This window comes from Microvirga sp. GN3, assembly GCF_055792825.1.
The window spans coordinates 26,146-44,755 of sequence record NZ_JBVVAK010000002.1 but is presented as its reverse complement, the minus strand read 5'-3'; the positions used below and the strand labels follow the sequence as shown (position 1 = coordinate 44,755).

16 protein-coding genes are annotated in these 18,610 nt (G+C 60.9%); 10 read left to right on the top strand and 6 right to left on the bottom strand.

Annotated elements, in window-relative coordinates:
* The first annotated feature begins 55 nt into the window (after window positions 1-55).
* The 7 genes from ACS5Q1_RS01220 to lpdA all read left to right on the top strand — a co-directional run bounded on the left by ACS5Q1_RS01220 (window position 56) and on the right by lpdA (window position 6,843).
* Window positions 56-889 (top strand): universal stress protein, encoded by an 834-nt coding sequence (locus ACS5Q1_RS01220; protein ID WP_473096485.1) that lies wholly within the window; start codon window positions 56-58, stop codon window positions 887-889.
* 65 nt (window positions 890-954) lie between these two features.
* Window positions 955-1,332 (top strand): SPW repeat protein, encoded by a 378-nt coding sequence (locus ACS5Q1_RS01215; protein ID WP_473096484.1) that lies wholly within the window; start codon window positions 955-957, stop codon window positions 1,330-1,332.
* Between the two features lie 124 nt (window positions 1,333-1,456).
* Window positions 1,457-1,747 (top strand): hypothetical protein, encoded by a 291-nt coding sequence (locus ACS5Q1_RS01210; RefSeq protein WP_473096483.1) that lies wholly within the window; start codon window positions 1,457-1,459, stop codon window positions 1,745-1,747.
* Window positions 1,748-1,866: 119 nt separating this feature from the next.
* On the top strand, window positions 1,867-3,099 hold the full coding sequence (locus ACS5Q1_RS01205) for a thiamine pyrophosphate-dependent enzyme (RefSeq protein WP_473096482.1): 1,233 nt from the start codon (window positions 1,867-1,869) through the stop codon (window positions 3,097-3,099).
* A gap of 3 nt (window positions 3,100-3,102) precedes the next feature.
* Window positions 3,103-4,116 (top strand): alpha-ketoacid dehydrogenase subunit beta, encoded by a 1,014-nt coding sequence (locus ACS5Q1_RS01200; RefSeq protein WP_473096481.1) that lies wholly within the window; start codon window positions 3,103-3,105, stop codon window positions 4,114-4,116.
* A 1-nt stretch (window position 4,117) separates the two neighbouring features.
* A complete protein-coding gene (locus tag ACS5Q1_RS01195) occupies window positions 4,118-5,443 on the top strand; it encodes a dihydrolipoamide acetyltransferase family protein (RefSeq protein WP_473096480.1) in 1,326 nt (441 codons plus the stop codon).
* 5 nt (window positions 5,444-5,448) lie between these two features.
* A complete protein-coding gene (gene lpdA / locus ACS5Q1_RS01190) occupies window positions 5,449-6,843 on the top strand; it encodes a dihydrolipoyl dehydrogenase (protein ID WP_473096479.1) in 1,395 nt (464 codons plus the stop codon).
* Between the two features lie 21 nt (window positions 6,844-6,864).
* Here the strand turns inward: lpdA and ACS5Q1_RS01185 are convergent, their stop codons facing one another.
* From ACS5Q1_RS01185 to ACS5Q1_RS01160, 6 genes are all read right to left on the bottom strand, one after another.
* Window positions 6,865-7,707, bottom strand: coding sequence for a slipin family protein (locus ACS5Q1_RS01185; protein WP_473096478.1), 843 nt, complete (start codon window positions 7,705-7,707; stop codon window positions 6,865-6,867).
* Between the two features lie 2 nt (window positions 7,708-7,709).
* Window positions 7,710-9,059, bottom strand: coding sequence for an NfeD family protein (locus tag ACS5Q1_RS01180; RefSeq protein WP_473096634.1), 1,350 nt, complete (start codon window positions 9,057-9,059; stop codon window positions 7,710-7,712).
* A gap of 206 nt (window positions 9,060-9,265) precedes the next feature.
* On the bottom strand, window positions 9,266-10,312 hold the full coding sequence (locus tag ACS5Q1_RS01175) for an adenylate/guanylate cyclase domain-containing protein (RefSeq protein WP_473096477.1): 1,047 nt from the start codon (window positions 10,310-10,312) through the stop codon (window positions 9,266-9,268).
* Window positions 10,309-10,686: a response regulator gene (locus tag ACS5Q1_RS01170; RefSeq protein ID WP_473096476.1), complete on the bottom strand. Its 378-nt coding sequence runs from the start codon at window positions 10,684-10,686 to the stop codon at window positions 10,309-10,311. Before ACS5Q1_RS01170 ends, ACS5Q1_RS01175 begins: the two co-directional genes overlap by 4 nt.
* Complete coding sequence (locus tag ACS5Q1_RS01165; protein ID WP_473096475.1) at window positions 10,683-13,871, bottom strand: response regulator; 3,189 nt, start codon at window positions 13,869-13,871, stop codon at window positions 10,683-10,685. Before ACS5Q1_RS01165 ends, ACS5Q1_RS01170 begins: the two co-directional genes overlap by 4 nt.
* A 24-nt stretch (window positions 13,872-13,895) precedes the next feature.
* On the bottom strand, window positions 13,896-14,996 hold the full coding sequence (locus tag ACS5Q1_RS01160; RefSeq protein ID WP_473096474.1) for a branched-chain amino acid ABC transporter substrate-binding protein: 1,101 nt from the start codon (window positions 14,994-14,996) through the stop codon (window positions 13,896-13,898).
* A 461-nt stretch (window positions 14,997-15,457) separates the two neighbouring features.
* Between ACS5Q1_RS01160 and ACS5Q1_RS01155 the strand changes: the two genes are divergently transcribed.
* The 3 genes from ACS5Q1_RS01155 to ACS5Q1_RS01145 all read left to right on the top strand — a co-directional run bounded on the left by ACS5Q1_RS01155 (window position 15,458) and on the right by ACS5Q1_RS01145 (window position 18,596).
* Window positions 15,458-16,774 carry an ABC transporter substrate-binding protein gene (locus tag ACS5Q1_RS01155; protein WP_203442458.1) on the top strand — a complete coding sequence of 439 codons (1,317 nt, stop codon included), beginning with the start codon at window positions 15,458-15,460 and terminating at the stop codon, window positions 16,772-16,774.
* 67 nt (window positions 16,775-16,841) lie between these two features.
* The gene (locus tag ACS5Q1_RS01150) at window positions 16,842-17,765 is read left to right on the top strand and encodes a carbohydrate ABC transporter permease (RefSeq protein ID WP_473096473.1); all 924 of its coding nucleotides are present in this window, start codon (window positions 16,842-16,844) and stop codon (window positions 17,763-17,765) included.
* A gap of 9 nt (window positions 17,766-17,774) precedes the next feature.
* Window positions 17,775-18,596 (top strand): carbohydrate ABC transporter permease, encoded by an 822-nt coding sequence (locus ACS5Q1_RS01145; RefSeq protein WP_473096472.1) that lies wholly within the window; start codon window positions 17,775-17,777, stop codon window positions 18,594-18,596.
* The last annotated feature ends 14 nt before the right edge of the window (window positions 18,597-18,610 follow it).

The following is an 18,610-nucleotide window of genomic DNA, read 5'->3' as shown; positions in this document are numbered from 1 at the left end:
CGGGAGTATAATAAAGCTCTAAGTAGCGGCTAGCAGGCTGACCGAGGTGTTTGCCATGAAGGCCATTCTGGTTCCGGTTGAGCAGCATAGCTTCATCCGCTCGGTTCTGGACGCGGCCCTTCTGGTTGCGGGCCGGTTCGGGAGCCATGTGGAGGGCTTGGCGCTCGGTCCCGACATTCCCGATGTCATCGCCTTCGATGTTCCGGTCGGCTGGACCATTTTGAGCGAAAAGGAGCAGCGTGAACTCGTGGAGCGGTCGCGGCAGCTCTTCGAGGAATTCATGCTCTCCTGCGCGGTGCCGCGAAAGACCGAAGCGCCGGACGAGGTTTCCTGCGGATGGCTCGGCCAGCAATTGTTCGGTGACAGCTATATCGGCAGCTTCGGCCGGGTCTTTGACCTGATCGTGCTCGGCCGTCCCGGATCGCGCGATGAGCCGCCGCGATTGGCGACTCTCGAGGCCGCTCTGTTCGAAGGCGGGCGGCCTGTGCTGATGGTCCCTCCATCCTCGCCGGCATCGATCGGCGAGACCGTCGTGATTGCCTGGAACGGCAGCACGGAAACGGCCCGGACTGTGGCGCTAGCGATGCCCATTCTGGAGAAGGCCAGTCGGGTCATCGTTTTGTCGTTGGAGGGGTGGGGCGTTGACGGGCCGACCGGTGCGGAACTCACTCTTCGCCTGCAGCGAAACGGCATCCGAGCCGAGACCGCGGCACGCAGGCTGAACACGCGCTCCCCGGGCGAAGCCATCCTGGAAGAGGCGGCCTCGTCCCATGCAGATCTGCTCGTCAAGGGAGCCTATACCCAGAGCCGTTTGCGGCAGATGATTTTCGGCGGGGCCACGAGCCACATCATCACCCATGCGGGCATACCGGTCCTGATGGCCCATTAGGGAATGGCGCATGACGGTGCCACGGGGGTTGTAATAATGCCCAATGGAAGAGGAGGGCATGGAGCATGATCAACAACCGTACCGACATGACCGTCAATCTCACTAATGCCGTGCTCGGCGGCATCCTGTTTCTCTCCCCATGGCTTCTCGGCTTCAGTCAGGAGACCTGGGCGGCCTTGAATGCCAGGCTCAGTGGAGGAATCGTGGTCCTGCTGGCACTCCTGGCGTTGATCCGGACGCATGACTGGGAGGAGTGGCTCAATGTGATGGCAGGTCTCTGGATCGCAGGGGCACCCTGGCTCCTCTGGTTCGAGAATGTGCTCTCCGCGCGCTGGACCCATGTGGTTATCGGACTCTGCATTGTGGCCATGGCAGCCTTCGAGCTCTACCGGCTCTATTCCGAACGGGATGACATGATCTCTCCCCGCGGGCGATCGAGATAGTCGTTGCACGCCCGACGGAGGCGGGGTCGCGGCGTCAGTCGTTTCGGATCCCGGTTCGCGCACGCTTGTGGTCGTTCTAACGTTGCTTGGGGGTTGCGTTCGTCTGCAGCAGGTGGAGGCATCCATGTATGTCGTCATTCGAAAATTCAGCAATATGCGCTCCGTGCCTGAGGCGGCACGGCGGGCCGAGAGCGGACTCGGCCAGATCCTGCGGCAATCTCCGGGATTCCAGGGTTATCATGTCTTCGATTGCGGCAACGGCGTTGGTGGCTCCGTCACTCTGTTCGACAGCCGTGAGGCTGCGCTTGCGGCGAACGAGAAGGCTTTGTCCTGGATCCGCGCCAGTTTGGCCGATCTGATTCAGGGAGAACCTGAAATCACGGCGGGTGAGGTTCTGGCGTCTGTAAAACCTTGAAGCCGCTACGCCGGTTGTCGGAACCTGTCGATAACTGGCTTTACGCCCTTTAGAAACGGCTCAGCCTATGGCCGAATGGTGTTTCGTTCCTAGTTCTCTCGGGAGGAGAACGAAAGACCATGACCGATTATGGACCGTTGACCCTTCATGTTCCCGAACCGGCCGTCCGACCGGGGGGAACGCCCGATTTCTCGAATGTAAAAATACCCAAAGCCGGCGCCGTTCCCCGTCCGGATGTCGATGTGGATCCGGAATCCATCCGCGATCTCGCTTTCTCCATCATCCGCGTTCTCAACCGGGCGGGCGAGGCGGTCGGACCGTGGGCCGGATTGTTGAGCGATGAGGAACTTGTCGAGGGCATGCGCAATATGATGACGCTGCGCACCTTCGATGCACGCATGCTGATCGCGCAGCGACAAGGCAAGACCTCCTTCTACATGCAGCACCTGGGCGAAGAGGCCATCAGCTCCGCCTTTCGCAAAGCATTGCAGCCGGGCGACATGAACTTTCCGACCTACCGGCAGGCCGGCCTCCTGATCGCCGGCGGCTATTCGATGGTCGACATGATGTGTCAGGTCTATTCGAATTCCCGCGATCCGTTGAAGGGCCGCCAGCTTCCCGTCATGTACTCTTCCAAGGAGCATGGTTTCTTCACGATCTCGGGCAACCTTGCCACGCAATATGTCCAGGCGGTGGGCTGGGCGATGGCCTCGGCCATCCGGAACGATACCAAGATCGCGGCAGCCTGGATCGGCGACGGATCGACGGCGGAATCGGATTTCCATGCGGCGCTTGTTTTTGCATCAACCTACAAGGCGCCGGTCATTCTCAACATCGTCAATAATCAATGGGCGATCTCCACGTTCCAGGGCATCGCACGGGGCGGGGCCGGAACGTTTGCCGCCCGCGGATTGGGCTTCGGCATTCCCTCGCTGCGGGTCGACGGCAATGACTATCTCGCCGTCTATGCGGTCGCGAAGTGGGCAGCCGAGCGGGCGCGGCGCAATCTCGGTCCGACGCTCGTCGAATACGTCACCTATCGAGTCGGTGCCCATTCGACTTCCGACGATCCGTCGGCCTATCGACCGAAAACCGAGTCCGACGCCTGGCCGCTCGGCGATCCCATCATTCGCCTGAAAAACCATCTCATCCTGCGCGGTACATGGTCGGAGGAGCGGCACAAGCAGGCGGAGGCCGAGATCCTTGATACGGTGATCGCGGCGCAGAAGGAGGCCGAGAGCTATGGCACGCTCCATGCCGGTGCGAAGCCGTCCGCGCGCGAGATGTTCGACGGTGTCTATGCCGAGATGCCACCGCATCTGCGTCGTCAGCGTCAGCAGGCGGGGGTCTGAGCCATGCCGCGCATGACGATGATCGAAGCCATCCGCGACGCGATGGATGTGATGATGGCGCGCGACGAGCGCGTCGTAGTGTTCGGCGAGGATGTCGGTTATTTCGGCGGCGTCTTCCGCTGCACGGCAGGTCTTCAGCAGAAATACGGCAAGACGCGCTGCTTCGATGCGCCGATCAGCGAAGCCGGCATCGTCGGAACGGCGATCGGCATGGCGACCTATGGACTTCATCCGTGCATCGAGATTCAGTTCGCCGATTACATGTATCCGGCCTACGATCAGATCGTGTCGGAGGCGGCCCGGCTGCGCTACCGCTCCAACGGCGAATTCACCTGCCCGATGGTCATTCGCATGCCGACCGGCGGCGGCATCTTCGGCGGGCAGACGCATAGCCAGAGTCCCGAGGCTTTGTTCACGCACGTATCGGGTTTGAAGACGGTCGTGCCGTCGAACCCATATGACGCCAAGGGCCTTCTGATCGCGGCCATCGAGGATCCGGATCCCGTGATCTTCCTAGAACCGAAGCGGCTCTATAACGGCCCCTTCGACGGACATCACGACCGCCCGGTGACGCCATGGTCGAAGCACGAGCTGAGCGAAGTCCCGAGCGGTCATTTCAGCCTCCCCCTCGGCAAGGCGTCCATCGTGCGGGAAGGCGCTGCCGTGACCGTGTTGGCCTATGGCACGATGGTCTATGTCGCGCAGGCGGCTGCCGCGGAGACCGGTATCGATGCGGAGATCATCGACCTGCGAACGCTGCTGCCGCTCGACATGGACACCATTGCGGCATCTGTCCGGAAGACGGGTCGCTGCGTGGTCGTGCATGAGGCCACCCTCACATCGGGCTTCGGGGCGGAGCTGGCGGCGCTCGTTCAGGAAGCGTGCTTCTTCCAGTTGGAAGCGCCCGTTGCCCGTGTGACCGGGTGGGACACGCCTTATCCGCATGCTCAGGAATGGGATTACTTCCCGGGACCGGCCCGTGTCGGCCGCGCCCTTGTCGAGACGATGGAGGCCTGACATGGGCGAGCACTTGATCAAAATGCCCGATGTCGGCGAAGGCATTGCCGAGGCCGAACTCGTCGAGTGGCATGTCCAGGTCGGCGACCTCGTCCGAGAGGATGCGGTATTGGCCGCGGTGATGACCGACAAGGCCACCGTGGAAATTCCCTCTCCCGTCGACGGCGAGGTTCTGTGGCTTGGCGCGGAGATCGGCGATGTAGTGGCCATCGGCTCACCTCTGATCCGCCTGAAGGTGGAAGGAGAAGACAACGTCGCTCCCGGCAGTCAGGATGAGAAGGCGGCCGAGCCGCCTGCCCGGACTGGGGAGATCGAGGCCCAGGCTGATGGTGCAGTCAAAGTTCCCGAAGCCATTGTCGAGCGGCAAGCAAAGAGCACATCGCCACAACCGATTGAGAAGCCGCAGGCTCCTCCGCCCGTGAGGATACACCGCGCGCCGGTGACGCGCGCCGAAGGCGAGAAGCCCGTTGCTTCGCCCGCCGTTCGGTTGAGAGCGCGCGAGGCCGGGGTCGATCTCCGGCAGGTTCCGGGCTCTGGTCCCGCGGGCCGGATCACCCATGAGGATCTGGATGCCTTCTTCACCCATGGCCGCCAGATCGCCAAGGCGCCGGGGCTTGCCCAGAACACATCGGTCGAGCATATCAAGGTCATCGGTCTGCGCCGCAAGATTGCGGAGAAGATGGCGCTTGCGAAATCGCGCATCCCCCACATCACCTATGTCGAGGAAGTCGATGTGACGGCTCTCGAGGATTTGCGGTCTTCGCTCAACGCGAACAAGCGGGCCGACCGGCCGAAGCTGACACTGCTGCCCTTCCTGATGCGTGCAATGGTAAAGGCCATTGCCGAGCAGCCGCATCTGAATGCCATCTATGATGATGACGCGGGCGTCGTGCATCAGCATGGCGGCGTGCACATCGGTATCGCGACCCAGACGGGTTCGGGCCTCATGGTGCCGGTGGTAAAGCATACGGAGGCGCGCGATCTCTGGGAGTGTGCGGCGGAGCTGAACCGGCTTGCCGAGGTGGCGAAGTCCGGCCTTGCCAGCCGGGAGGAGTTGAGCGGGTCGACGATCACCATCACGTCGCTCGGCGCCATGGGAGGCATCGTCACCACGCCGGTGATCAATTATCCCGAAGTCGCCATCATCGGCGTCAACAAGATGATGGTGCGTCCGGTCTGGGACGGCTCGACCTTCATTCCCCGCAAAATGATGAACCTGTCCTCCAGCTTTGATCACCGGATCATCGACGGCTGGGACGCGGCGGTGTTCGTGCAGCGCATCAAGGCGCTTCTCGAGACACCCGCCATGATCTTCGTGGAGGCTTAAGATCGATGAAGGATATTTCCTGCAAGCTCCTCGTCATCGGAGCCGGGCCCGGGGGCTATGTCTGCGCCATCCGTGCGGGGCAACTGGGGATCGATACGGTTATCGTCGAGGCGGGCAAGCCCGGCGGAACATGCCTCAATGTCGGCTGCATTCCCTCCAAGGCGCTCATTCATGCGGCGGAGGAATATGACCGGATCGTTCATCTTTCGAATGGCCGGAATTCCCTCGGAATCAAAACGACGAAGCCGGAACTCGATCTCTCCCAGACGATCGCCTGGAAGGACGGCATCGTCGGGCGCCTCAACAGCGGCGTGTCGGGCCTGCTCAAGAAGGCGAAGGTGAAGATCGTCCAGGGCCGTGCGCGCTTTCGCGATGGCAAGACGGTCGAGGTCGAAACGGAAACCGGCCGGCAGATCATCCGCGCTGAGAACGTGGTGATCGCAACCGGATCGGCTCCCGTCGAATTACTGAGCCTGCCGTTTGGCGGTCCCGTGATTTCCTCGACCGAGGCGCTGGCGCTCACCTCTGTTCCGGAGCGGCTCGTGGTGGTCGGAGGCGGCTATATTGGGCTCGAACTCGGCACGGCCTTCGCGAAGATGGGAGCGAAGGTGACGGTCGTCGAGGCGCAGCCGCGCATCCTGCCGCAATACGATGCCGAATTGACGCGTCCCGTGTCCAAGAGGCTGCAGGCCCTCGGCATCGAGGTGATGACCGGGGCCAAGGCGAAAGGCCTGAAGGCCGGAGGTACTCTGCTGGTCGAGGCGGAGGGCGGATCGGAGACATCGCTTGCGGCGGACAAGATCCTCGTCACGGTCGGACGGAGGCCGGTCACGCAAGGATGGGGGCTTGACGAACTCGTCCTCGACATGGACGGCCCTTTCATCCGCATCGATGAGCGGTGCCAGACATCCATGCGCGGGATCTATGCCATCGGCGACGTGACCGGCGAGCCGATGCTGGCCCATCGCGCCATGGCGCAGGGCGAGATGGTGGCCGAAATCGTCGCTGGCCACAAACGTGTCTGGGATAAGCGCAGCATTCCGGCCGTCTGCTTCACTGATCCCGAAATCGTCACCGTCGGCCTGTCGCCGGAGGAAGCGCGTCGCACGGATGTCGATATCAAGACCGGTCAGTTTCCATTCTCGGCCAACGGCCGGGCGATGACCAAGCAGGGCGAGGATGGTTTCGTGCGCGTCGTTGCCCGTGCTGACAATCATCTAGTGCTCGGCATCCAGGCCGTCGGCCAGGGCGTCTCCGAACTGGCAGCCTCCTTCGGGCTGGCGCTCGAGATGGGCGCGCGCCTCGAAGACATCGCCGGCACAATCCATGCCCATCCGACGCAGGGCGAGGGCTTCCAGGAAGCGGCGCTCAAGGCCCTGGGGCAGGAGCTCCATATCTGATGCGACTGGGACGAATGACCATCAGGCGCGCTTGGCGCCAAAGCTGGATATCTCTGCGGCGTGGATGTCGTCCTGTGCGCCACCTGCGGAGGGCGGCGTGACGGTCTGGCGTTCGACCACTTCGCCGAACCAGGAGAGCAAGTCGACCGGCAGCGGAAAGACGATGGTCGAGGAGCGCTCGCTGGCGATGTCGTGCAGAGCTGCGAAATAGCGCAGCTGCATCGCGCGGGGCTCCGCCGCGAGCAGCTTTCCCGCTTCCACGAGCTTCTCCGCCGCCTGCTGCTCGCCGGCGGCATTGATCACCTTGGCGCGCCGCAACCGCTCGGCTTCCGCCTGCTTGGCGATGGCGCGCACCATGCTCTCGTTGAGATCGACATGCTTGATCTCGACATTCGCCACCTTGATGCCCCACGCGTCCGTCTGCTGGTCGAGGATCTGCTGGATGTCGGCGTTGAGTCTGTCGCGTTCCGCCAGCATTTCGTCGAGTTCATGCTTGCCGAGGACCGAGCGGAGGGTGGTCTGGGCGAGCTGGCTCGTCGCGGCCATGAAATGCTCAACCTTGATGATCGCCCGTTCGGGATCGACGATGCGGAAATAGATCACCGCATTGACCTTGACCGAAACATTGTCCCGCGAGATCACGTCCTGGGTCGGCACGTCCTGGACGATGACACGCAGATCCACCCGGACCATCTGCTGCACGAACGGGATGAGGATGATCAGCCCCGGCCCCTTCACGCCCGTGAAGCGGCCGAGGGTGAAGACGACGCCACGCTCGTATTCCCTGAGAATGCGGATGGCAGAGGCCAGGAAGCCGGCGACGAGCAGCGCCAAGACTAGGTAGGCGACATAATCGAAGATCATGGCTATCCTCCTGAGTTCACTGCCAGGTCAGGCCTGTGGCGCACCTCGAGAACCAATCCCTCGACTCCCGTGATCTGGACGTGCTCGCCCGGCGCAAGGGTGCGAGGAGCCCGCGCCTGCCAGCGTTCCCCGAGAGCGAGCACATGGCCTTCCTGGCCCGACCAGTCGAGCACCTCCGCGGGCTGCCCGAGCATGGCGGGGGTGCCGGTGCGGACAGGTTTGTGCCGTGCCTGCCAGACATAGCCGAGCGTCAGCGACAGGAGACCGATGCTGGCGATCATGGCGGCGCCGATCACGGTCCAGGAGAGCTGGAACTCGGGCGCGTCCGTGTCGATCAGCATCATCGCACCGAGGAGGAAGGCGATAAGTCCGCCCAGCCCGAGCACCATGGTCGGATTGAAGGCTTCCGCCACGAGGAACGCGATCCCAAGAAGCATAAGCGCCAGGCCCGTGTAATCCACCGGCAGCATGTTCAAGGCATACAAACCAAGGACGAGGCAGATGGCGCCAATCACACCGGGCGCGACGGCTCCCGGGCTGCTGAATTCGAAGATCAGGCCGTACAAGCCGACAATCATAAGAATGAAGGCCACGTTGGGATCGGTGAGCACCGCGAGTAGCCGAATGAGCCAGCTCGGCTCGCTCGTTCGGATAGGCAGGTTCCTGGTGGCGAGGCGTCTTTGCTCGCCGATGACCTGGACATCGCGTCCATCGATGCGGCTCAGAAGTTCCTCGGGAGTCTGGGCGACAAGATCGATGACGCCCTTGTCGAGAGCCGCCTGAGACGAGAGGCTCGCCGCCTGTCGGACGGCCTCTTCCGCCCAGTCGGCATTCCGATGGCGGAGTTCGGCGAGGCTGCGGATGAAGGCGACGGCATCATTGGTAGCCTTTGCCGTCAAGGCATCCTTCGTGCCCGATGCAGCCTGTCCGCCACTCTCTTTGTCTTTCTTTTCGGGTTCCTGAGGCGAGGGTGAAATCGGGTTGCCGATCTGGACGGGGGTGGCTGCTCCCAGATTGGTGCCGGGCGCCATGGCAGCCACATGAGTGGCATAGAGGATATAGGTCCCGGCGCTGGCGGCGTGGGCCCCGGCTGGCGCGACGAAGCCGATGACCGGCACAGGCGAGGCGAGAATGTCGGCAATGATCTCGCGCATGCTGGTGGCCAATCCACCGGGTGTATTGATGCGCAGGATGACGGCTTCGACCCGTTGCGGGTCTGCGGAGAGAAGCGTGTCCTTGACATATTGGGCGGTTGCCGGGCCGATGGCGCCGGTAATGGCAATTGACGCCACATGCCGATCCGCGCTCGTTTCCCGTTCTGCTCCGGAAACACTCAAGATGGCCGATGCCATCGGCAGAGCGATGGCGATTACGCTCAAGATGAGACGCCGCAGGCACACGGACCAATCTCCTCAACAATGAGGTCTTTGTGTCCCTGGATGTATTATAGCATCGATAGGTCCGCTTGAGGTTGAAAAGTGTGCCTCTGCAAAGGACAAGGGCTGAGATTGGATAGATGAAATCCCAATTTCCGGTCAAGGTTGGACCGCAGTGAACTCTAGTCGCCGAGGATGATCTTATAGGCCTCAAGATCGCCCTTGCCCTTGATCGGGATCGAGCCCAACGGCACAGCCTTTCTGCGGGTTTTCACCTGCTCCCAAGCGGCTGCGCTGACGTTAATGCTGGCGCTGGTGCCATAGGCAGCAAGGCGGGCGGCGACATTGACCGTGTCGCCCCAGATATCAAAGCTGAATTTCTGCCGGCCGACGACGCCGGCGACCACAGGTCCGATATGAATACCGACCCGGACATCCCAAGGAATCGGCAGCCGTCGGGCCGAGGCAATCGTCGAGGCCGCGCATGCGATACTGGACATCACCGGGTCTGCATTGGGCAGGAGAAGGCCGGCAGTGGCGAGAAGCCCATCGCCGATCGTCTTGATCTTCTCGAGTCCATGCTCCGTTGCATTGTCCTCAAAGGCCGTGGCGAAGACATGAAGGTTGGCGACGATCTCCTCAGGCGCCAGAAGATCGCAATAGGCCGTGAAGCCGACCACGTCCGCAAAGAGCACGACGACATTCTCGTGCCGACGGGGTGTGACGCTCTGGGAGCTTTCGAGTTCGTCCACCGCCTGGGCGGGGAGAATGGCATAGAGAAGCGCCTCGGCGCGGGATCGCTGCCGCTCGATCTCCTCAAGATAGCTCAATTCCTGATCGTGCAGCCGCTTCTTCTCCAGGCATGCGCCGACCCGGGCCCGCAGTAGCGCCGGATTGAAGGGTTTGGGCAGGTAGTCTTCCGCACCGAGTTCGATGCAGCGGACGACACTTTCGAACTCGGAAAGCGCCGAGATCATGAGCACCGGTATATCGCGCGTTGCCGGGTCAGACTTCAGCTGCTTCAAAACCTCGTATCCATTCACCTCGGGCATCATGATATCGAGGAGAATGAGGTCAAATCTCTCCTGTGTGATCCTGTCCAATGCCTCGCGCCCATTCTCGGCCGTGACCACGTCCGCCCAGCCCTCACGCTGCAACCTCCGCGTCAGAGTGTACCGGTTGTCCTCGTTGTCATCCACGACGAGGATGCGAACCCCGGTATAGATCATGGGCGCATCCGTTCCTGCAAAAGGCGATCGATCTTTGCCAAAAGTCTCTCGAAAACGACCGGCTTGGCATCGTACTCATCGCAACCTGCGTCCAATGCCCGTTCCCGGTCTCCGGGCATTGTATGTGCGGAAAGAGCGATGACCGGAATCGACTTGGTATCGGGAGCGTCCTTCAGCTGACGTGTCGCGCTCCAGCCATCGAGGGAAGGCAAGCCAAGATCCATCAGGATCAGATCGGGTTTTTCCTGGCGAGCCATTTCCACACCCTGCTCACCGTCGGACGCAACGATGACCTCAAAGCCATGCTTTCTCAGGCGTTGAGACAGCATATACACATTGTCCTCGTTGTCCTCGACATACAGAATCCGGATCATAGGTGCTCCTGGTAATCGATGCGGCCGAGCCGCAGGCAGTCGGCGATCACTTCCCGCAGGGTGGACAGCACCTCGTCTTTCCCGCCAAGCCGTTTGCGTAGGATTTTCCGGATGCCGCCACTTAGACGGCGATGATCCTCGTCGCTGAGGTCCGCCGCCGTCAAAACAATCACGGGGATATGGCGGGTCTTCTCATCCCGCCGGATCTCATCGATGAACTCGAAACCATCCATCTCCGGCATCATCAGATCGAGGAGAACGATGTCAGGATTGATGAGAGAAAAGCGCTCCAGGGCAACGCGCCCATTCTCCGCCTCTGCGGCCTCCCATCCATCTTCCCGAAGGATGCGTGTCAGCCATCCACGGGTATGTGCGTCATCCTCGATAACCAGAACCCGCGGGCTCGCATGATCGGGGCGGCAGGTGGCGAGAGCCTTCAGGAGACACTCCCGATTGACCGGTTTCGTCAGGTAGGCCGCAGCTCCTAGGGCATAACCGCGGTTCTCCTCGTCGACGATGGTTATCATGATGACGGGAATATCCCTCAGCTCAACATCGCGCTTCAATTCCTGCAACGTACTCCAGCCATCGGGATCGGGCATCAGAACATCAAGCGTGATGACAGAAGGCTGAAAGTCGCGAGCCATCTGAATTCCCTGACGGCCGCTTTCAGCCGTCATGACGTCGAAGCCCTCACGCGTCAGGATCTGCTGCAGGATATCCCGCGACGTGTCCTCATCGTCGATGACCAATGCACGCCGTCCCTGTCCGATCGGTTGCGTATGGATCGGAGGCCGGATCAAGTCGGAGTGCAAGCCGAGTTTGCTTGGGTGCCCTCGTCCGGCAGGCAGCGTAACGGTGAAAGTACTCCCCGCCCCCACGATACTTTGAACGTCGATATTTCCGCCCATGATACGGCAGAGCCGGCGACTGATGGCGAGACCAAGGCCGGTTCCTCCATATTTTCGCGTTGTCGAACTATCGGCCTGAGTAAATTCTTGAAAGAGCTTGGCGCATTGATCCGCGGTCAGGCCAATTCCTGTGTCTTCAACGGAAATGCGCACGCGGTCCCCACCTGAACCGATTTCTCGATTGGCGCGAAGAGTGACGGTGCCGTTTCTGGTGAACTTGCAGGCGTTGCTCAGGAGATTGAGCACCACCTGACGGATTCGAACGGGATCAGCCTGGATGCAGCCGAGATCCGATGCGATTCTGATATCGAGGCGATTGCCGTTCTTCGCCGCGAGTGGCTCGGCTGTCCGCGCAACATCCTCCATCAAGGATCCGAGATCGATTTCTTCAGGATGCAGTTCAAGCTTGCCGGATTCGATCTTGGCAAGATCGAGGATCTCATTGATGAGGGCCAGGAGGTGGGTTCCGGCATGATGGATCCGGTCGAGCGGTTCGATCAACGGGTCTTCGCCCGTTTCCTGGGCCTCCTCCTTCAGCATTTCGGTGATCCCGATGATGGCATTCAATGGTGTCCGTAGCTCATGGCTCATATTGGTGAGGAATTGGCTCTTCGCCCGGGTCGCCGCCATGGCCTGATCGCGGGCAAGCTCGAGCTGCGTTGCGTGGCGCTTGATCTCGGTGATGTCGGTATAGACGGCAACGGTTCCGCCGCCGGCGATCCTGCGCTCGCTCACTTGGATCCAGCGATCGCCGTCACGGTGCTGGGCTTCGGACGCAACCGGATTTCTGTGGCGGGCCAACCTCTCGGCAACCCAGGCGTCGATTCGTCCTTTTGCCTCTTGAATGAGACCGAGTTCTGCTGCGCGCCGGATCACCGTCTCAAATGGTGTGCCGGGAGTCATGGGCACATCGGTTTCGGGATAAAGCAGTTCTTCGTAGCGACTGTTACAAAGGACGAGTCGGTCATCGGAGTCGTAAAGCGCAAATCCCTCGTTGATGCTCTCAATGGCGTCGATCAGACGTTGCCGGGCGTTGGCGACTTCGCGCAGATTCTTTTCCTCGACTTCAATCGCCGTATCCCTGAAAACCGCGAGTGCTTTCGCCATCTGCCCGATCTCATCGCCGCTATCCGCGGGCAGGGGCGCCCGCAGGTTCCCGCCGGCAATGGCCAGCATACTGTCACTCAGATTGCGCAGGCGCGCGACGAGGTTGCCGTCGACATAGAGCCAGACGATGAGGAGCGAGCTGAGGAGGCTCAACGCGACAACGCCGAGGAGCACATTGTTGCCGACACGCTGCGCCATCAGCGCTTCTCCGCTGGCAGCCTGAATGTCATGCCGGGCCGCGGTGACGAGTCCGTCGACGGCTTTCGTGAGTTGCGATGACAGACCGGCATTTTCCTGCAAGAGGCGCTCGGCATCCTCTATCAGTCCAAGCTCCGTCCTCCGTGCGGACAGGAGGCTATCCTGCCCCTCGACCAGTTTGGCGAAATCAGTGATGCGCTGATCGAAACGGGAGCGCAGGCGTGGATCGGTCAGATCGGACGAGATTTGACGCAAGGCAGCGAGCGATCGGTTCAATGGGAAGCTCAGAACGGCAAGGTCCGCCACGTTTTCGGTCAACGAGGCTTTGAGCAGACCGTCACCGATGGCCGCGAATTCGAGTTGCGCCTTCTGCATCAGCAGGTCCTCGGCGATCTCCTGGATGATCACGGCGGGAGGCTGAGGAGCTCCTTGAGTCGGCTGCTCCCGGCGCGAGGCTGCAAACTTAGAGTCCAAAACCACGAGGGCAGGGGCAACCAGGCGCTGTGCCGCCACGGTGGCATTCGAGAGCCGTCGCAGGAGAGCGTCCTTATGGGCGGAGACCGCAAGCCGACCGGCGACGAGGCCAGCGAGGGCTGTGAGATTGCGTCGAAGCCTTTCGACGGCAGGTTCCATGGCCGTTCCTGTCGCCGGATCGACGTCGCCCTTGATCTGTGCAAGCAGGGCCTCAAGACGGTCGACCTCCGCCGTGATCGTCGCCGAGATCTCCTGGTATTGTGCCTGCGAGCGCGCACTCAGCAGAGTAGGGGCGGCGGCGACGATGCGCTCGGCTTGCCGGGACAGATCGAGAGCGGTGAGCGCCGAAGGAACGCGCTGCTCCGTGATCCGCTCGATGACATAGGCCATCTGGCGGAAGGCGTAGGTGCCTGCCGCAGCCGCGAGCACCGCGAAAGCGCTGATGCCGAGGAACGCAAGGAGCAGGCGCCAACGAACGCTCAACCGGACGGGCATGATGGTAAGGGCATTGCCCCTCCCTCACTCCAGGGGAACATACCGGTCACTCCGCCACACGAACCACTCAAAACCAGGCTGTTTCACATCGCCTTTGCCATCGAAACTGATCCGGCCGAGGATCGTATCGAACTCATTGCTCCGCAGAGCATCGATGACGGCTTTGGATTCCGTCGATCCGGCCTTCGCGGCCGCCTGGGCCCAGGCCTGGATGGCCCCGTAACTGTAGAGCGTATAGCCTTCAGGTTCGAAGCCCTGCTGGCGGAAGCGCTCGACGACGCTTGCCGCCACAGGGCTCCGGCGCGGGTCGCGGAAGGAGGTGAAGAGGGTACCTTTGCCGGCCTCTCCGGTGACCTGCACGAAGGCTTCGCTGGCAATTCCGTCCCCGGACACCAGCTGTAATTGATAGCCGTCCTCGCGGGCGCCGCGGATCAGCAACGCCGCTTCCCGGTAATAGCCACCGAAATAGGTAACCTCGATCCCAGCGGCTCGCAGTTTCGCAATCAGAGGGGCATAATCGCTCTGCCCCGGTACGAGGTCCTCATACAGTGTCTCGGTGACTCCATGCTTATGGAGCTGCTGCTGGGTCTCTTCCGCGAGGCCTTTGCCGTAGACGGAGTTGTCGTGGACGATGGCGATCTTGGCATTGCGCCATCGCACGACGAGGAAGTCGCCGGCGATGGCGCCCTGCTGGTCGTCGCGCCCGCAGATGCGGAAGACATTGGCGCGGCCCTCTTCCGTGAGGCGCGGATTGGTCGATGCCGGCGTCATCTGGATGATACCCGCTCTCGTATAGACCGCAGCGGCCGGAATGGATGCTCCTGAGCACTGGTGCCCGACGACGAACGACACCTTGGCGGCGACGAGTCGTTGCGCGGCAGCAATCGCTTGGCCACTGTCGCAGGCATCGTCGACGGAAATGAGCCTCAATTGTTGACCGAGGATCCCACCGGCAGCGTTGAGATCAGCGACGGCCATTTCGACGCCCTGTTGCTGTTGCTCGCCCTGATACGCATTGGGACCCGTCAGAGCTCCCGCCATGCCGATCAGGATTTCCGCGTTGGCTGAAGCGGCATTTATTGCCCAAGCGATGACGACGGCAAGACTCCACGGCAGCTGTCTCATGGCGAGCCTCCCGAGATCCGGGTGCGTCAATGGAGTGTCAGCTGCTGCTGGGAAGGATCAAACGTTACAGCAAGGCAGGGCTCGGTTTTTAGAGTGTCATCTGGCGCCGAGGACCTTCCACCAACAACGAAAGCCTTCCGTCGACAGTATAAGCTACGCTCCAGCTCGCATACTAAACGATCTGAGCGCGAGGGTCGATGCCGTTCGCTTCTGCTCCAAAACAGAGAACAGAAGGCTGACCCGCAGTGTGGTGGCTCTATCTAGGCATGACGAGGATTGTGGCAATTCCTCTCAGGAGGTAAATCACATAATAGAAACAGTTTAGCAAAACTGATAATGAATATTGATAGATGTTCTAGTAGTTCAGGGTTTGTCTAAGTAATTGACGGCCATAACTGGTCGTGAGAGCATTCATTATTACAAGTAAAATAATCCAAAGTAACTTCCTTTGGGAGGGAACAATGCAGTTGAGGCAGCTTACGCTATTGTCTGCAGCGGGTTGGATTGCAGGCACGGGTTTGGCTCTGGCGCAAGGTCAGACTCTGACCATCGCCACGGTCAACAATGCTGACATGATCATCATGCAGCGACTGTCACCCAAGTGGGAGCAGGCGACCGGCAACAAGTTGAACTGGGTGGTGCTCGAGGAAAACGTCCTGCGCCAACGCGCGACCACCGATATCGCCACCAAGGGCGGGCAGTTCGACATTATCACGATCGGTTCCTACGAGGCTCCGATTTGGGGCAAGCAGAACTGGCTCGTGACTCTGGACGATCTCGGCGCCGATTATGACTATGCCGACATCATTCCATCCGTGAAGAATGGATTGTCCTACAACGGCAAGCTCTATGCCGTGCCGTTCTACGCCGAAAGCTCGTTCACGTTCTATCGCAAGGACCTGTTTGATCAGGCCGGCATCAAGATGCCTGACAAGCCCACTTACGATCAGATTGCCGAATACGCGGCCAAGCTGACCGACAAGTCGAAGGAGCAATACGGCTTCTGCCAGCGCGGCAAGCCGGGTTGGGGTGAGAACATGGCCTTCGTCGGTCCCATGGTGAATGCCTTCGGCGGACGCTGGTTCAACGAGAAATGGGAGCCGCAGCTCACGACAGAACCGTGGAAGAACGCGATCAATTACTACGTCAAGAACATGCGGGAATACGGGCCCCCGGGCGCGACGGCAAACGGGCACAACGAGAACCGCGCTTTGTTCGCGACAGGACATTGCGCCATGTGGGTCGATGCCACGTCGGCGGCGGGCTACATCTACAACCCGAAGGAAAGCCAGGTTGCGGACAAGACCGCTTTCACGGCAGCGCCGGTCGAGGTCACGAGCAACGGCTCGGGCTGGTTCTGGGCGTGGTCGCTCGGCATTCCCGCCTCCTCAAAGAAGGTCGATGCCGCCAAGTCCTTCGTGAAATGGGCCACTTCGAAGGATTATATCACGCTGGTCGGCACCGAGGCCGGTTGGGTCGCTGCGCCTCCCGGCACACGCAAGTCGACCTATGACAATCCCGAGTACCAGAAGGCGGCGCCCTTCGCGAAGGTGGTCTACGAGTCGGTCGCCAATGCGGACATCACCAAGCCGACGAAGGATCCCGTGCCCTATATCGGCATCCAGTATGTCGCCATTCCCGAATTCCAAGGCATCGGTACGGCGGTTGGACAGCAGATCGCGGCCGCGTTGGCCGGTCAGACGAGCGTGGAGCAGGCTCTGGAAACGGCGCAACGCTCGACCGAGCGCACGATGAAGCAGGCAGGCTATCCGAAATAAGCCAATCGCCATGCAGTCGGCGGGCGTTCAGGTCCGCCGATTGCTCTCCCAGCTGCGAGCAACCGAGATGGCGAGCACCACCACAACCGTTCCCGTTCCCAGCGCCACAACATCTGCTGGGAAGCGCAGCCAGCGCAATGTCAGAACGCTGCCGTTGATCGCGCCATCCGTGATCCTCCTGTTTCTCTGGATGATCGTGCCGCTGGTGATGACGCTCTGGTTCTCATTTCAATACTACAACCTGCTCGATCCATCGGTCAGCGGGTTCGCAGGCTTTGAGAACTACACCTTCCTGCTCACCGATCCCTCGCTCTGGACGGCGATGGCGAACACGCTTTTCCTCGTTTTCTGGGTGCTGGTGATCACGGTTGGATTGGGCACTCTGCTCGCCGTCCTGTTCGACCAGGATTTTTACGGCCGGGGCATTGCCCGCCTTCTCGCCATTGCCCCGTTTTTCGTCATGCCCACGGTCAGTGCGCTGATCTGGAAGAACATGCTGATGCACCCGGTCAACGGGCTCTTTGCATTCTTCGCGCGCTCCCTCGGCTTGCCAGCCATCGATTTTTTCGGCAGCTTCCCGTTGACCTCCGTCATCATCATCGTGGCGTGGCAATGGCTGCCCTTCGCCCTGCTGATCCTGCTCACGGCGATCCAGTCGCTCGACAGCGAGCAGAAGGAGGCCGCCCGTATGGACGGCGCGGGCCCCTTCTCAATGTTCTTCTTCATCATCCTGCCCCATCTTGGCCGCGCCATCAGCGTCGTCATCATGATCGAGACGATCTTCCTGCTGTCGGTCTTCGCCGAGATCTACGTCACTACCTCCGGTGGCCCCGGCCTTGCCTCGACAAATCTGGCTTTCCTGATCTATCTGCGGGCCTTGCGTGAGTACGACGTGGGTGGCGCGTCGGCAGCAGGCGTGATCGCCGTGATCCTCGCCAACATCGTGGCGATCTTCCTCGTCCGCTCGATTGCCAAGAACATTGCCGATTGAGGTTGAGCCATGCATCCCAAAACCCGCGAAAAGCTCATTCTCACTCTGGTCGGATGGTTCGCCGCCGGGCTGATCTTCTTCCCGATCTTCTGGATGATCCTCACCAGCTTCAAGACGGAAGTGGAGGCGATTGCAACGCCGCCCAAACTCTTCTTCAGCCCGACGCTGGAAAACTACGTAACGGTGCGCGAGCGGGCCGATTACATTCACTTCGCCATCAACAGTATCGTTATTTCGGTGGGGGCAACCTTGCTGGCGACGCTCATCGCCGTGCCGGCTGCCTATGCCATGGCGTTCTTCCCAGGGAAACGCACGAAGGACCTGCTGCTCTGGATGCTGTCGACCAAGATGATGCCGGCGGTTGGTGTCCTGATTCCGATCTATCTGCTCTTCCGGGATACCGGTGCGATCGATACGCGCTGGGGCCTGATTGTCGTCTACACGCTGATGAATCTACCGATCGTGGTGTGGATGCTCTACACGTTCTTCAAGGAGGTGCCGAAGGATATTCTTGAGGCCGGCCGCATGGATGGAGCTAAGCCGAAGCAGGAAGTGTGGATGCTGCTCCTGCCCCTGTCGCTGCCCGGTATCGCGTCGACGGCACTTCTCTCCATCATCCTGTGCTGGAACGAGGCATTCTGGAGCTTGAACCTTACCACGTCGGAGGCGGCACCTCTGACCACCTTCATCGCCTCGTTCTCCGCACCGGAAGGGTTGTTCTGGGCCAAGCTTTCTGCAGCGTCGACCATCGCCATCGCACCCATCCTAGTCTTCGGCTGGATGAGCCAGCGCCAGCTCGTGCGTGGCCTGACCTTCGGTGCGGTCAAGTAAACGGGAAATTTGCT

Coding starts and splice junctions, on each gene's coding strand:
- ACS5Q1_RS01220 (WP_473096485.1), top strand. CDS start 56: ATGAAGGCCATTCTGGTTCCGGTTGAGCAGCATAGCTTCATCCGCTCG.
- ACS5Q1_RS01215 (WP_473096484.1), top strand. CDS start 955: ATGATCAACAACCGTACCGACATGACCGTCAATCTCACTAATGCCGTG.
- ACS5Q1_RS01210 (WP_473096483.1), top strand. CDS start 1,457: ATGTATGTCGTCATTCGAAAATTCAGCAATATGCGCTCCGTGCCTGAG.
- ACS5Q1_RS01205 (WP_473096482.1), top strand. CDS start 1,867: ATGACCGATTATGGACCGTTGACCCTTCATGTTCCCGAACCGGCCGTC.
- ACS5Q1_RS01200 (WP_473096481.1), top strand. CDS start 3,103: ATGCCGCGCATGACGATGATCGAAGCCATCCGCGACGCGATGGATGTG.
- ACS5Q1_RS01195 (WP_473096480.1), top strand. CDS start 4,118: ATGGGCGAGCACTTGATCAAAATGCCCGATGTCGGCGAAGGCATTGCC.
- lpdA (WP_473096479.1), top strand. CDS start 5,449: ATGAAGGATATTTCCTGCAAGCTCCTCGTCATCGGAGCCGGGCCCGGG.
- ACS5Q1_RS01185 (WP_473096478.1), bottom strand. CDS start 7,707: ATGATCTTCGATTATGTCGCCTACCTAGTCTTGGCGCTGCTCGTCGCC.
- ACS5Q1_RS01180 (WP_473096634.1), bottom strand. CDS start 9,059: ATGGCATCGGCCATCTTGAGTGTTTCCGGAGCAGAACGGGAAACGAGC.
- ACS5Q1_RS01175 (WP_473096477.1), bottom strand. CDS start 10,312: ATGATCTATACCGGGGTTCGCATCCTCGTCGTGGATGACAACGAGGAC.
- ACS5Q1_RS01170 (WP_473096476.1), bottom strand. CDS start 10,686: ATGATCCGGATTCTGTATGTCGAGGACAACGAGGACAATGTGTATATG.
- ACS5Q1_RS01165 (WP_473096475.1), bottom strand. CDS start 13,871: ATGCCCGTCCGGTTGAGCGTTCGTTGGCGCCTGCTCCTTGCGTTCCTC.
- ACS5Q1_RS01160 (WP_473096474.1), bottom strand. CDS start 14,996: ATGAGACAGCTGCCGTGGAGTCTTGCCGTCGTCATCGCTTGGGCAATA.
- ACS5Q1_RS01155 (WP_203442458.1), top strand. CDS start 15,458: ATGCAGTTGAGGCAGCTTACGCTATTGTCTGCAGCGGGTTGGATTGCA.
- ACS5Q1_RS01150 (WP_473096473.1), top strand. CDS start 16,842: ATGGCGAGCACCACCACAACCGTTCCCGTTCCCAGCGCCACAACATCT.
- ACS5Q1_RS01145 (WP_473096472.1), top strand. CDS start 17,775: ATGCATCCCAAAACCCGCGAAAAGCTCATTCTCACTCTGGTCGGATGG.